Source organism: Nocardioides bruguierae (genome assembly GCF_023656415.1).
Lineage (GTDB): Bacteria > Actinomycetota > Actinomycetes > Propionibacteriales > Nocardioidaceae > Nocardioides > Nocardioides bruguierae.
Genome location: NZ_JAMOIL010000025.1, coordinates 1 through 12,666 on the forward strand (window position 1 = coordinate 1; position 12,666 = coordinate 12,666).

The window sequence follows — 12,666 nt, forward strand, 5'->3', positions numbered from 1 at the left end:
CGCTGGCCATCCGAGGACGGCATCAACGACTCGATCCGCTCCCACTGAGCGTCATTCAGCACTGCCACACGCGACATGTGTCAACCATCGCCGACCACCACGCCCGGATTAAGCAGACACGCTCTAGGGCCGGACGCGTCAGGGCGAGTCGCACACGCGGGTGACCGGCACACACTAGGGTGTGCGGCATGGCAGTGATCGTGGCGGTCGAGGACGACCCGGACGTGCACCAGCTGCTGCGCCTCATCCTGGAGAACGCCGGGCACGAGGTGCACATGGCCACCGAGGCCCTGGTGGGCCTCGACCTGGTCGCCGAGCACGGGCCCGGCCTAGCGATCCTCGACGTCTCGCTGCCTGGCGGCGTCGACGGCGTGGAGGCGTGCACCCGCCTGCGCGCGCACGGTGCGCACGCCGACCTGCCCGTGCTGATGCTGACGGCTCGCGCCCGCGAGGAGGACCAGCGCCGCGGCATGGCCGCCGGCGCCTCGGACTACCTGGTCAAGCCCTTCGACATCGTCGAACTGCTGGGGCGGGTCGAGAAACTCCTCGGCTGACGGGCCGTGCCGACGCTCTCGATGCCCGCGGATCAGCGCCGCCGCGGGCGGTGCGGACGCACGATCTCTGGCCGACCGAGGCGCCCGACGGACCCTGGGAGGCGCCCTCGTCGCAGTCGACCTCGCACTGATCCCCCTGTCGACCATCGCGGACGACCTCCGGTTCATCTGTATCCCGGGTGAATCCGAAGGAGCCCTGCTCCAGGCGGCACTCGTCCTCGTCGGCCTCACGCCCCTCGCCCCCGCGTTCCGGTCCTCGTCTCCACAGACCACGGACGGTTCGGCGGCTTCTGGCCGAACCCTGACGAGGTGGGCCGCGTCATGATGTACGCAGCCGAGCTGACTGTCGCCGCCATCGCGGCTTTCGCGGCCGGAGCAGCCCGCTTCTCAGCAGTTCGGGGGTGGGCCCGGCTGGAGAGTGCGACTCGCTGGCCTCGCAGGCAGCCTGTGGTCCGTCGTCACCATGGTCCTGGGTCTGGTTGCTGTCGCCGTCGTCGAGGTTGTGCGCACGACGACCAAGCACCACCCTCGAGCAGAGGGACTGATCGGTTGACGCCGCACCCCGGCAAGCGCGGTCACTCGTGGCGGCCCATGCGGCACGTCCTCAGCAGACCGATACGTCGGTGGAGCTCAGGGAACCACGAGGCGGCCCAGATGTGCACCGTGTCCGCGGCAACGCCGAACGAGGCCGTGTAGCGGGCGGCAGCCAACGCCGCGAGCCACTGACACAGGTCCGCGTGGTCCGGCCAGCACATCGGGACACGAGCGTCGTCCGGCATCCACTGCGAGTTGAGCCAGTCGACGACGTCCGCGATCCAGGGCCACAGTTCTGCGAGCAGGTCGCGAGGACACGAGCCCGGGTCCCATGGTCGAGGGAGCTCGGCCAGTCTGCGGAGGGTGAACTCGTCGCTGGACGGATGGATGCTCGCGAGGTGCAGCTGCTCGATCGCCTCTCTGACCGCGGCGGGCGGAGGGGGAAACGGGCGCACGTCGTAGGCGCTCATCGCGCCCTCCGTCGGGTGGCCTCAGCTGTTCCGAGCACAGCACGTCCGGCCTTCCCTTCGATGCAGCGGCGAAGCCGGACGATGCCCGGCGGGCATCGCTCGGCCAAGAGCAGCGCCCGACGCTCGGGCAGCCGCCTGATCCCGGCAGCCTCGATGGTCGGACGGCGGACGTCACCCCACGAGCGGTCGACCGCCGGAGACCAGCGGCCCTTGGCCGAGTACCGGGTCTCGCGGTGCCAGCTCTGACCCACGAGGTCCGAGACGTCCTGGTAGAACCGTCCGTCCTTGCCGCCACCGAAGACGACCAGGTTGTTGGCGAGGCCGAGCAGGCTCCGGGCCCCGTGCTCCCCCAGCGTCGCCGTGAGCTGTCGCCAGGTCTGGGCAGCGACGATGAAGCAGACGCCGAGAGCCCGTTCGTTGGCCAGTCTGGTCAGCAACGTGGGGATCGGCGCGGTCGAGGGCAGCTCGTCGAGGCAGGCCAGGAACGGAGGGCAGAGTCGCCCGTTCTCGCTGGTCTCCCCGAGCCTCTTCGCGATGTCCAGGGCGTCTTCGGCCACGGCCGTCATCAGCGGCGCGGCGGACGTGTACGGGTCCTCGCGACCGAGGAGGTAGATCGTCCCGCCACGTCGGATCAGGTCGCGCAGGTCGGTGGCGGGCGCACCTGGACCGGGGACGCAGCGCCGACGTGCACCGCTCTGAAAGAAGAGCGACATGGCCTGCTGGACCGTGGTGATGGTGTTGGCCGCGGTCCGCTCGTCCCCGCGCAGCGCGCCCTGCAGCAGCCCGTCCCAGTACGGCTCGGCGTCCGGGTGCGTCGCCAGGAGCCTCTCCGGTTCGGTCGTGCGCAGCGGGTCCGCGACCCAGCGCAGGACCTCGTCCAAAGTGAGGCCCGCTAGGGCTGCAGCGTGGAAGTAGGCCTGCAAGACCTTGGCGCACTCCCCCGCGTAGAAGCGGGAGGCATCCTCACCGCTCGAGCGTCGTGTGCCGTCCAAGGCACCGGACGCGAAGGCCTTGGCGCGGCGCTCCGCCAGCTGCGGGTCCACGCATCCAGCAACGGGGTCCCAGACCAGCGGTGGAAGACCCGGCACGAGGCCGAAGGAATCGAGGACCACAGCAGGACCGTCACCGGACGAGCGAGCGGTGTAGGTCAGGTACAGGTCTTGCGGCTTGGTGAGCGTCACCAGTGCTGCTCCGGGCGCGGTGAGCAGCGCCGGCGTCAGGAGGTCGAGCGTCTTGCCCGAGCCCTGCGGCCCGATCACCAGCGTGGTGCGGTCGTACGGCACCCACAACGACCCGCGTCCGATTCGTCCGACGTGCCCGAGACGCCAGCCGGTGGAGCCGGGGGTCCATCCTCGCCGCGCGAGGTCGGGGCGGATCTCTCCGACACGTCGCCGCAGGCGCCGTGGGCCGAGCTGGGCCGCGAGGTCTGCGGTCGTGGCCATCCCTGGCCGGGAAGGCCTGCCCTGCAGGAGAAGCACCGAGACCGTGAAGACCACCCCGGCGACGCAGACGTACAGCCACCACGGCGCCCCCAGCAGCAGGGTGACGGGGTCTGCCGGCTGAGCGACCTGGCCCATCAGCGCTCCTGACCGCGGGCAAGGCTGGTCGCCAGCCATGCAGAGGGATCGACGTTGTCCGCGTCGTAGATGCCCCCGTCGCGAAGGTGCACCTCGAAGTGCAGGTGGCACCCGGTCGCGTTGCCCACGTCCCCGATTTCACCGAGGCGAGTGCCGGCGGCCACGCGCTCCCCCGCGACAACGTCGACCTGCTGGAGATGGGCGTACCACGTCGTGAGGCCGCCCGGAGCCTGCCGCACCTGAACCAGGACGTCACCGAACCAGTCGGGCCCCGGCTCCAGCACGATCTCACCGTCCGTCACCGCGTACACGGGGGTGCCGCACGGGAGCGAGAAGTCCGTTCCCGTGTGCCACGCGCTCCAGTGCTCACCGGCTCCTCCCCAGTTGTGGCGGTCCGACCAGGCCAGGCCGCGGGGCACGGGATAGGCCACCTGGCCCGAAGCGACGACCGACTCCTGGCAGCCGCCTGCTGCAGTGGTTCGCCAGTACCTGCTCGCCAGCGCGGTCGCCAGCGACTCCCACCGCGCGTACGCGCCCTCCAGACCCTCGGCCGGTCTCTGCACGTCGCTGGCGACCTCGGTGAGTGGCCTGACGGACCAGCCCGGCACGGTCACGAGAGCCGCCAGGAACACGCGTGTGGCGAAGCGTGGCCGCAGCAGCTGCTCGGGGCTTCCCCACCCTTGCGATGGTCGTTGCTGGAACAACCCGAGCGAGTCGCGGTCGCCGCTCGGCAGGTTGCGCAGGCTCGACTCCTGCAGCGCGGTGGCGACGGCGATGACGGCGGCCCGCGAGCTGCTACTGGTGGGCGGGAAGGCGGCTGTGGTCTCGACGATGGTCCGCGCGTTCCCGAGCTGCTCGTCATCCAGGCTGGAAAGTTCGGACGCCGGGTTCGAGGAGCAGGTCTCGACGGCCAGGGCTGCTCCCGTCATGAGCACGAGCAGTGGAGCGACCGCCATGTAGACGCAGCCGACCACGACAGCCGCCGTTGCGGACCTCGTCCTGCTCATGAGCGTCTTGTCTCTAGGCATGGCGGTTCGTTTCGTGGATCTCGCCATACGATTTGCGTTCGTGCAGGTAGCTCAGGTTCACGGACGCTGAGAGATTCTGTGATCATCGGTCGTCTTTCCTGACGGTTTGGGCGTATCCTCGGCGCATGGCCGACATTTGCGAACTGAGTTCCTGATGGGTCTGCGCGTCCTGCCGGGCGGCGCGACGGCGTACGTCCTTGCGACGCCGCAGGACGTGGAGGACTTCGAGCAAGAGCTGGTCGACCAGTACGCGCTGGCGATGGTGGCTGCGGGCCTGAGTGACGGACACATCCGCAATAGCCGCGCCACCGTCATCGAGTTCGCCCGATCGATGACTGGCCCGCTGTGGGAAGCGACGCCCTCGACCGCAGACCAGTTCCTCGCCGAGCAACGACGGCTGGGACGCAGCGTGTCCACACGGGCCGGCAAGGCGGGAACGCTGTCGGTGTTCTACGAGTTCGTCATCAACCGCTACGCCGGAGACATCCGCCGCGCGACCGGAGTCCAGGTCGAGCAGCCGATCGACGAATACAACCGCCAATCCGGCGCCTCGCTGGGCAATGCGCGGGTTCCGCCGTCGGACCAGGAGGTCGACACGCTCTTCACCGGGTGGCGTGAATCGGTCCCTCACGCCCGGAAGTACCTCCCGGCCGCGCGGGACTACTTCGCGGCCTCGCTGTGGCGTCGACTTGGGTTGCGGATCAACGAGTCCGTGATGCTCGACATCCGCGACTGGCGTCCCGACCTCGGCGGATGCGGCAAGCTGCACGTCCGCTTCGGCAAGGGCAGCCGCGGCCGCGGACCCAAGCCGCGCCTGATCCCGGCCATCAACGGCGCCGACCAGCTCATCGAGTGGTGGCTGGCCGAAGTCCGCCCGCAGTACGGGGCCGACTGGGCAGACCCTGACGCGCCGCTGCTGCCCTCCGAACGACTCGACCACGACCTCGGGCGCTGCCGCCGCGCCCGCGCCGACGTCCTCCGCCGGACGCTGAACAGCCAAGTCGACCAGTGGCTCCCGGCCTGGTCGGGCCGGATGACCCCGCACGTCCTGCGGCACTACTGCGCGTCGTCGCTGTACGAGGCTGGCATGGACCTCAAGGCCATCCAGGAACTCCTGGGCCACCTCTGGCTGGCGACGACGTCGGGCTACATCCACGTCCGCAGCGACCACATCCAGCACGCCTGGGACCAGGCCAATGAACGACTCGAAAGCCGCTTCGGCCAGCGCCGCCTGACCGGACCGCCGACACCCTGATCCGCCCGACCAGTCCGAAGAAGTGCTGAGGAAAGAGAGGAAACAGATGCAGTGGAATCTGCGGCTGCGGGCCGCCGAGCGAGGGATCTGGAAGTCCGCCGAGCTGCGCCGGATGCTCGCCGACGCCGGCCTCGAGATCTCCGCGGGCAAGATGTCATCCTGGTGGGCCGGCACCCCGATCACGATGCGCTTGGACGACCTCGACGTGCTGTGCGAGGTGTTGGGCTGCACGATGAACGACCTGATGAGCCCTGAGCCCGACAAGGTCGCGGCCCGGCGGCCCCACGCCGCCGACGCAGTCAACAGCGACGACCACCCCTCCGACAGCAGTCCGAGCACGACGCCCGTGCGGCCGCGGCCGGGCACGCCCCGCTCGACCCCACCGCTGTAGGCGACGCGCACATCTCGGGTTCGGCGAACTGAACGGGACGTGTGCTGATGCCAGGACCTGGACCGAACGCGCCGCTGCGGTTGCCTCCCAAGTGCACCCGCTGTCAGATCAACCGCGTCGCGTGGACCACTCCGCGGGTCGACTTCTGTTACGGCTGCCTGCCCGGCGGACCGTTCGCGTCGCCACCCTGCCAGCGATGCGGGGACCGGGCCGACTACTTCAGCCAGGGCCTGTGCGGTCGCTGCCACCCCCGCAGCCCCGAGCACATCGACGCCTGCAAGGGCTGCCTGGCCTGGGGTGTGTACCCCCGTCACAACTGGACCTGCTGGTCCTGCCGGTGGTGGCAGGGCCACTACCCGAAGGGGACGTGCAAGCACTGCGGCCGGGCCACCCACGTCAGCGACACTCAAGCCTGCCGCCTGTGCCTGGAGAACGCTCGCTTCGATCAAGCGCCCGGCCGCGCGCCCGACGTCGCCGGTTCGAACAGACACAGTCAACAGCTGTTCTTCGCCAACATGGTCTTCAAGCGCCGCGTGAGCGAGCTGCCCACCTACGTCACCTGGGACGGCCGCTGGTCGCAGAAGAACAAGAACCAGCTGCCCCACCAGCCAGGCACTCGGTTCGACGAAGACGCACCCGAGCAGCTCACGCTGTTCGACATGGACCCCGACCCAGAGGTTCTTCGACAGCGGATTCTGGTTGAGGACAGCGACCTCACCCGCTACTGCGCCGCGATCCTGGCTGACCATGCCAGCCGGTACGGCTGGAGCGTGCGGCAACGCAACGCCGTCATGCAGACCCTGCGCATGCTGCAGACCGTCCGGCCGACCCCGACCGCGTTGATCCGCGCCAGCGAAGTCGTCGCGATGCGCCGCTACGACGGCACGATCTCCTCGACCATCGACGTCCTCGCCGAAGCAGAGCTCCTGATCGAGGACGTCCCCACACGGGTCGAGCGCTACTTCACTGCCAAGTTCATCGACTCCGGCGCCCTGCCCGACACCATGCGCCAGCACCTCGAGCTGTGGCTGCAGATCATGCTCGGCGGGTCGCGGCAAGCGCCCCGCCAGTTCCCCCGCGAACCAGAGACCGTCGAACTGCACATCCAAGGACTCGCCCCAGTTGTTCAGGCATGGGTCGAGGCCGGCCGCCAGTCGTTCGCCGAGATCACCCAGGACGACATCCTCACCGCACTCGCGGGTCTGCCGAAGAACACGAGCCATCGGCACTTCGCCGAGAACGGGCTGAAGTCGCTGTTCAAGATCCTCAAAGGACGACGCCTCGTCTTCGCCAACCCCATGCGCGGCATCGACCTGACCCGCGTTGCCACCAACATTCCACTCCCGCTGGACACCGAGCTGATCCGCGCCGAGCTCGACTCTCCGAACCCCGCCACCGCACTCGCCGTCGCGCTGATCGCCTTCCACGCCCTGACGGGCAAGCAGGTCCGTGAGCTCCAGATGACCGACATCGTCGACGGTCGACTCCGCCTCAACGGCCGCGACATCCCGCTCGCCGCACCAGTGAGAACTCGGCTCGCTGCCTGGCTCGACTACCGCAACCGGACGTGGCCGAACAGCGCCAACCCGCACCTGCTGATCAATCGACGCACCGCGCCGCGGCTCGTCTCCGGCGGCCACTCGTTCCCCTGGAAAGACTGCGGCATCCGACCCAGAGCCCTGCGTGAGGACCGCATCCTGCACGAGATCCACGCCACCGGTGGCGACGTTCGCCGCATCTGCGACCTGTTCGGCCTCAGTGTCGAAGGCGCTACCCGCTACCTGGCCACGATTGAGCACCCCGACCTGACCGGCGAGGACCGGTGAGGCGAACTCGTATCCGCGGCCGAGGTAAGCGGCTGGCAAGATGCCAGAGTGCGACCATTCCGCGAGCCCGCCTCGGAGGGCGTCCGAAACGCTGCTGACCCCGTGCAGGTCACGAACTGCGACACCGACGAAACCCTCGCAGAGGCCAGCCGACTGTTCAACCAGTACCGGCACCACTACGGCCAGTCGTCCGACGAAGACGATCGCACCCTGGACTGGCTCACCGACATGGTCCAGTCGAAGATGCTCAAGGTCTATACGGCGCACATGGACTCGCCCGTTCCCGGACCTCCCATCGGCCTGGCGACAAGCCACGCTATCCCTGCATCCCTGGTCATGGGACAGTTCTGGCAGCTGCGTGACCTGTTCGTGCTCCCCGCATCCCGTCGCCAGGGCACAGCGGCCACCCTGGTCAACGCAGTTCGCGACGCAGCCAGCGCTGCAGGTGCGACACGACTGTCCCTCGTGACAGAACCGGACAACCAAGCTGCGCTCAGCCTCTATCGGCGACTCGGATTCCGACGTGTCGAAGATCTGGCAACACTCAGCCTCGACCTCGCTCCCTGAGTGATCGAGGTCGACGCCGCTGCCGCTGCCGCTGCCCCGTGACCGGCCCACCTCGTCGGCCAGCGGATCGCCACTGCTGCAGGAACCACGTTGAGTGACCCACTCCTCTCGTGGGAGCGTCCGGCCATGAGCAGGGTGATTTTCATGTGCGGGCCGTCCGGGTCGGGAAAGTCGACCTATGCGAAGCAACTCGAGGATCAGGGGATGGTCCGGCTCTCCTTCGACGTCATCATGTGGGAACGCGGGGTCTCGACCGTTCCTCTGCCACAGGACGTTCGGGACGAGATCGAGGCCGAGTTGCGTACACGCCTGCTCGAGCTCATTCGAGACGGCCGGGACGTCGTACTCGACTTCTCCTTCTGGTCCCGCCAGATGCGCGCCGACTACCGCCAACTGCTGGGCCCCACCGGCGTCGTCCCGGAGACCATCTACATGGCGACCGACCGGGCCACGGTCCTCGAGCGTGTCCGCGCCAGACGCGGGAACCATGCCGACGACTTCGAGCTCACCGACGAGGTCGCCGCTCGATACTTCGACCACTTCGAGCCGCCCACACCCGACGAGGGCCCGCTCCGGGTCGTCAGGCATCCGCAACCCGCCGACGCCGAGAGTTGGCGCGACAAGGAGTAGACAGTTCCGCAAACATGAACCGACGCGGGCGGATTCCCTGCCGAGCACGTGACAGTTCGGCGCGAAACCTTCAGAAATCCAACGAACAGTCATAGGGCCCACGCCACCGCGGTGTTCGTGTCGAACAGCGCTTGCTCGAGTGGCGTGAGGAGGAGCTGGACCTTGAACCGGCGATCGCCGACGAGCCACAGCGCCCGTCCTCGCTCCTGCATGGCCCAGCCCGTGACGGCGTCGCGCTGCATGCGAGTGAGCCCCAGCAACGTCCCGAGCTCACTAGCAACCTCGGCGTCCTGGCCGAGGAGGACTCGGGTGTCGGCCAGGTGGAGCAGGTCACGGGCGATCTGTGCCGCCTGGCTACCGGCATCTCCAGCAGCCAGCGGGTCCGACGGCTTGTGGTAGGTGACGATCTGGATGTCGCCGTCGCGTCGCGACAGCCGCAGGTTGGCGTCCAGGGAGCTGACCGCGTCCAGGCTGAGCCTGGTCTGCAACCAGGCCTCGTCCCGGAGCACGATGCGTCGATCCCCCGGCCTGGCCAGCTCGCGCATCGCCTGGCCCCAGCTGTTCAGGCACATGAGCGCGATGCCGACCGCGGCCTGGTTCCCGGTGTCGTGCAGCGCGCGCAGCGACAGCGTCTGGAGCGGCGCACGCCAGTCTGGTCGGACGGTGGACGGGCCGTCGAACATGCCTCGTAGCGATCCCTCGCACAGGGTGGCGAGGGCGTCGCGCAGCGGGCGGGTCTCGTCGAGGAACGAGCGCCGGTCGTGGTGGCGGCTGTCCCGGATCAGGTCATCGGAGGGGCTGTCCAGCGCTGCCCAGACGTCCGGGACGGCAGCGGGCGCCAGCTGCGAGCATCCTCGGTCGCTTCCGGTGACCCCAGCCAGGACCCTGGTGAGCACCCGCTCCTGCGTGGGCCCGCACGGCACTCCCTGCGAGCTGACCAGGCCGCGCAGGAGCGTCAGCCACCGTGAGGTGATCACCGCGAGCCGTCGTTGACTCTCGGCGGCGCTCAGCTCGCTCCAGCCATCTGCCAGCGGACCCGGGTCGAGAGGGTTGATCCTTCCGGGGAGCCCCGGGCCGATGCGATGCGGCTCCACACCGAGCAGCCGCGCCAGCGGCTCGTACTCGTCCTTCACGTCCCCGAGCACCAGGCCGCGGTAGCCGAACCGGATCATGCGTAGCAGCAGTGCCTTGACCAAGGCCGACTTGCCGCGCCCGGGCTTGCCGAAGATGAACACGTTGGGGTTGGTGACGGGCAGAGCATCGTCGGTCACCCAGCCCATCGGGTCGCAGTAGAAGATGCCGCCAGACAGCGCGTCGCAACCCATCTCGGCACCCCACGGCGGCGGCCCGTCGCCCGCGATCAGCGGCCACGCCACCGGTACTTGCTCCGACGTCATCTCGTACATCGCCAGCCGCGCGGGCGTCGGTGACCATCCGAGGCCGGGCCGGCGCTGTCCGCGGGAGGGACGCGCCGCCCACAACGGCGTATCGGCACAGCCCTCCTGCGACGCACCGCCCGGAACCGACGAGGTCGATGACAGTGCCGTTCGCTTGGCGCGCGTCATGAGGTCCTCGCCGTGGGCAGCCCGACCCCGAGCGGCATCGCGGCCGCCGCGAATCCAGCGTCGTGGGCACCGTCGAGGGGCACCGGCGCGAAGCCACACATCCGGGCAGCCGCCTCGAGACGGCGTCCGGCGTCCGCGGCGTCGTTGCCCTCCGGGACCGACACCGCAGCGACGATCCCAAGTCTGACGAGAGCTCGTCCACGCTCGAGCTTCTCGTCGGTGTCACGAAGGCGGGAATGGGCTCGCCGGTCTCGGGCCCTGTCGGACCGGCCGATGCGGTGTCGCAGCTCCGCTGCCATGGCTGCGGAGGTCTCCGATCGCTCGGTCGCCCGTTGCGCGGCCCGACGCGCCACAGGTCGCAGGAGCACCGTCATGCTGCGCCGCTCCCTCGGCTGGTCCGGTACCAGTATGCGCGCGAGAGCACCCATGGGTGCTCCGTTGCGAGGGAGCAGGAGCGTGCACGTGCGGGTCGTGGCGGCTCCGTGCCGGTACTCGCGCATGGTCGTGGATGCCCGCGCAGGTGCCGCCGCGGCCCACGGCTCGGTCAGGTCCCCGTCCCCCTGGGCGACGTCGAACGGGGAGAAACCCGCGCGGACGACGGCGGCCAGCTCGCCCGGGTCGAGCCAGCGGACCCCGGTGCAGCCGACAGCGCCGTTGAGGTGAGCCTCCACCTCGGCCAGGAGCGGTGCGAGTATGCGCCCTCGCGCCGAGGGTGTGCGGTCCGTCCGCGCGCCTCGATTCAGCCGCTGCTCGTCGACCACCACAGTCACGTATGCCTCGTGACGCACGGCGGCGCCCTGCGTGAGCAACTCGAGCTGACGATGGACCTCGCAGCTCGCCGCCGGCTCGTCGTCCACGCGGTGCTCGCTGATCCATGCCTCGCGCTGCCGTCGCGGTTCGGGTAGTGCGCGCACGTGCAGGGCGATCAGGCGGACCGCCTCACCCAGGGACACGGCCTCGAGGAGCGATGTGAGACCCGAGCCCATGAGGTCGCGCATACTCTCGTCTGCCAGGCCGATGCCCGGGTGGGCCAGTACCGCGGTCGCCGCCCAGGTGCGGCGCGAGTGGTCCTGCACCAGCGCCATGCCGGCGGTCTCACCACGGGGGCCGGGGACGGCGTGCAGATCCAGGGAGGCCAGGGCGCCGGGCAGGTCGGTGCGATCCAGGCCTTCGTGATGTCGCAGGTCAGAGCCCTCACCATCGTCGTGGTGAGGACTCACCACGAGATCGTCCGAGGCCACGCGGGCGTGGAAAGCACTCCAGCCCAGGGCTATGCCTGCCCGGTGCCGGAGCAACACACCGAGCCACTGCCACCCCGACCACCCGTGGATGGGCACGCACACGAGCGCCGCCAGCATGAGCCAGCCCGGGATCGTCAGGAGCAACGAGGCCCACGCTGCTTGCGCGACCGAGGCCCACGCCGGGACCGCGCCGAGCAGGAGGACCAGCAGCTGCGGTCCTGTCAGTCCGAGGAACCATCCATGCCGCTCGCGCGCCGCCGAGCCACCGTAGGCGCTCATGCGAGGAACTCCGCAGCCTCGGCTGCTTCACCGACGTCCTCCGACACCTCGCCGGAGTCGACGACACCCTGGCCCGATCGGCCTGTGGGTCGACGCGTCGCCGGCCGCTGCTGCGGGGCCGGCGCGGGGCTGGTGTCGAAGTAGCCCTGGTGCCCGATGCCGGACTGCCCGAGCACGTCCACAGCGAGTGAGGCTCCTCGCCTGCCGGTGTCGGAGACCCCCCGCAGCAGCGCACCCACGGGCTGTGGGGTGAGCAGAGCTCCGGCGGCACCGAAGCGGCCGGACGTGGTCGCCTCGGCGCCGGACTCGGCATCCGTGCGACCGTCCGCCGCGGGTTGGCCCGCCGACACCATGGCCGTCTCGGTCGTCCGCCCTGACCCGAAGATCCCCGCAACTCCGCCGTTGGCGGCGAGGGAGGACCGCATCGAGGCGCCCGTCGCCGTGCCGGGGTCGACGAACGCCAAGAGGCGGAAGAGCGCCATCGGGCAGACGCAGGCCACGAGCATCGTCACGCAGCCGACGACGGCCATGCCGATGCTGCTCGCCGTCTGGTCTCCGGTGGCCGTGGGCAGAGAGGCCTCGCCGATGCGGACACCGACGCCCAGCACCAGGGCGAGCAGGGGTGCCGTCAGGCATGCCGCCAGGAACCAGCGGATCGAGGTCCACATCCAGCGGCGGGGGGGCGCCCCCCCGGGCCCCCCCCCCGGGGTAGGGGGGGTGGCCCCCCCCAACACCAAGCCCGCGTACCC

The 12,666-nt window shown here is 69.7% G+C and carries 12 protein-coding genes; 6 read left to right on the forward strand and 6 right to left on the reverse strand.

Features of this window, described 5'->3' with window-relative positions; all coding sequences use genetic code 11:
- The first annotated feature begins 188 nt into the window (after nucleotides 1-188).
- Entirely contained in the window at nucleotides 189-554 is a 366-nt protein-coding gene (locus tag M8330_RS16675; RefSeq protein WP_250828247.1) for a response regulator transcription factor, read from the forward strand.
- A gap of 575 nt (nucleotides 555-1,129) precedes the next feature.
- Here M8330_RS16675 and M8330_RS16680 read toward each other — a convergent pair.
- From M8330_RS16680 to M8330_RS16690, 3 genes are read right to left on the reverse strand one after another with little or no spacing between them, the layout of a single operon-like run.
- On the reverse strand, nucleotides 1,130-1,558 hold the full coding sequence (locus M8330_RS16680) for a hypothetical protein (RefSeq protein ID WP_250828248.1): 429 nt from the start codon (nucleotides 1,556-1,558) through the stop codon (nucleotides 1,130-1,132).
- On the reverse strand, nucleotides 1,555-3,135 hold the full coding sequence (locus M8330_RS16685; RefSeq protein ID WP_250828249.1) for a type IV secretory system conjugative DNA transfer family protein: 1,581 nt from the start codon (nucleotides 3,133-3,135) through the stop codon (nucleotides 1,555-1,557). Before M8330_RS16685 ends, M8330_RS16680 begins: the two co-directional genes overlap by 4 nt.
- Nucleotides 3,135-4,109 (reverse strand): M23 family metallopeptidase, encoded by a 975-nt coding sequence (locus M8330_RS16690; protein WP_250828250.1) that lies wholly within the window; start codon nucleotides 4,107-4,109, stop codon nucleotides 3,135-3,137. The genes M8330_RS16685 and M8330_RS16690 overlap by 1 nt, the downstream gene beginning before the upstream one ends.
- Nucleotides 4,110-4,317: 208 nt before the next feature.
- On the opposite strand from M8330_RS16690, the gene M8330_RS16695 reads away from it, so the two are divergent.
- The 5 genes from M8330_RS16695 (at nucleotide 4,318) to M8330_RS16715 (ending at nucleotide 8,832) form a co-directional block, all read left to right on the forward strand.
- Nucleotides 4,318-5,418, forward strand: coding sequence for a tyrosine-type recombinase/integrase (locus tag M8330_RS16695; RefSeq protein ID WP_250828251.1), 1,101 nt, complete (start codon nucleotides 4,318-4,320; stop codon nucleotides 5,416-5,418).
- A gap of 46 nt (nucleotides 5,419-5,464) precedes the next feature.
- The gene (locus M8330_RS16700; protein WP_250828252.1) at nucleotides 5,465-5,809 is read left to right on the forward strand and encodes a helix-turn-helix domain-containing protein; all 345 of its coding nucleotides are present in this window, start codon (nucleotides 5,465-5,467) and stop codon (nucleotides 5,807-5,809) included.
- Nucleotides 5,810-6,342: 533 nt separating this feature from the next.
- A complete protein-coding gene (locus tag M8330_RS16705; protein WP_250828253.1) occupies nucleotides 6,343-7,635 on the forward strand; it encodes a site-specific integrase in 1,293 nt (430 codons plus the stop codon).
- 102 nt (nucleotides 7,636-7,737) lie between these two features.
- Nucleotides 7,738-8,202, forward strand: a complete 465-nt coding sequence (locus M8330_RS22555; RefSeq protein WP_250828254.1) for a GNAT family N-acetyltransferase — start codon at nucleotides 7,738-7,740, stop codon at nucleotides 8,200-8,202.
- Nucleotides 8,203-8,328: 126 nt separating this feature from the next.
- Nucleotides 8,329-8,832 carry a P-loop nucleotide/nucleoside kinase family protein gene (locus M8330_RS16715; RefSeq protein WP_250828255.1) on the forward strand — a complete coding sequence of 168 codons (504 nt, stop codon included), beginning with the start codon at nucleotides 8,329-8,331 and terminating at the stop codon, nucleotides 8,830-8,832.
- A gap of 89 nt (nucleotides 8,833-8,921) precedes the next feature.
- Here the strand turns inward: M8330_RS16715 and M8330_RS16720 are convergent, their stop codons facing one another.
- Genes M8330_RS16720 through M8330_RS16730 form a run of 3 tightly spaced genes read right to left on the reverse strand, consistent with a single transcriptional unit; the run spans nucleotide 8,922 to nucleotide 12,585 of the window.
- Entirely contained in the window at nucleotides 8,922-10,397 is a 1,476-nt protein-coding gene (locus M8330_RS16720; protein WP_250828256.1) for a putative type IV secretion/conjugal transfer ATPase, read from the reverse strand.
- Entirely contained in the window at nucleotides 10,394-11,917 is a 1,524-nt protein-coding gene (locus M8330_RS16725) for an SCO6880 family protein (RefSeq protein WP_250828257.1), read from the reverse strand. The genes M8330_RS16720 and M8330_RS16725 overlap by 4 nt, the downstream gene beginning before the upstream one ends.
- Nucleotides 11,914-12,585, reverse strand: coding sequence for a hypothetical protein (locus M8330_RS16730; RefSeq protein WP_250828258.1), 672 nt, complete (start codon nucleotides 12,583-12,585; stop codon nucleotides 11,914-11,916). Before M8330_RS16730 ends, M8330_RS16725 begins: the two co-directional genes overlap by 4 nt.
- Nucleotides 12,586-12,666: the final 81 nt, after the last annotated feature.

Excerpts from the sequence above, each read along its gene's own strand:
- M8330_RS16675 (WP_250828247.1), top strand. The coding sequence starts at position 189 with ATGGCAGTGATCGTGGCGGTCGAGGACGACCCGGACGTGCACCAGCTG.
- M8330_RS16680 (WP_250828248.1), bottom strand. The coding sequence starts at position 1,558 with ATGAGCGCCTACGACGTGCGCCCGTTTCCCCCTCCGCCCGCCGCGGTC.
- M8330_RS16685 (WP_250828249.1), bottom strand. The coding sequence starts at position 3,135 with ATGGGCCAGGTCGCTCAGCCGGCAGACCCCGTCACCCTGCTGCTGGGG.
- M8330_RS16695 (WP_250828251.1), top strand. The coding sequence starts at position 4,318 with ATGGGTCTGCGCGTCCTGCCGGGCGGCGCGACGGCGTACGTCCTTGCG.
- M8330_RS16700 (WP_250828252.1), top strand. The coding sequence starts at position 5,465 with ATGCAGTGGAATCTGCGGCTGCGGGCCGCCGAGCGAGGGATCTGGAAG.
- M8330_RS16715 (WP_250828255.1), top strand. The coding sequence starts at position 8,329 with ATGAGCAGGGTGATTTTCATGTGCGGGCCGTCCGGGTCGGGAAAGTCG.
- M8330_RS16720 (WP_250828256.1), bottom strand. The coding sequence starts at position 10,397 with ATGACGCGCGCCAAGCGAACGGCACTGTCATCGACCTCGTCGGTTCCG.
- M8330_RS16725 (WP_250828257.1), bottom strand. The coding sequence starts at position 11,917 with ATGAGCGCCTACGGTGGCTCGGCGGCGCGCGAGCGGCATGGATGGTTC.
- M8330_RS16730 (WP_250828258.1), bottom strand. The coding sequence starts at position 12,585 with ATGTGGACCTCGATCCGCTGGTTCCTGGCGGCATGCCTGACGGCACCC.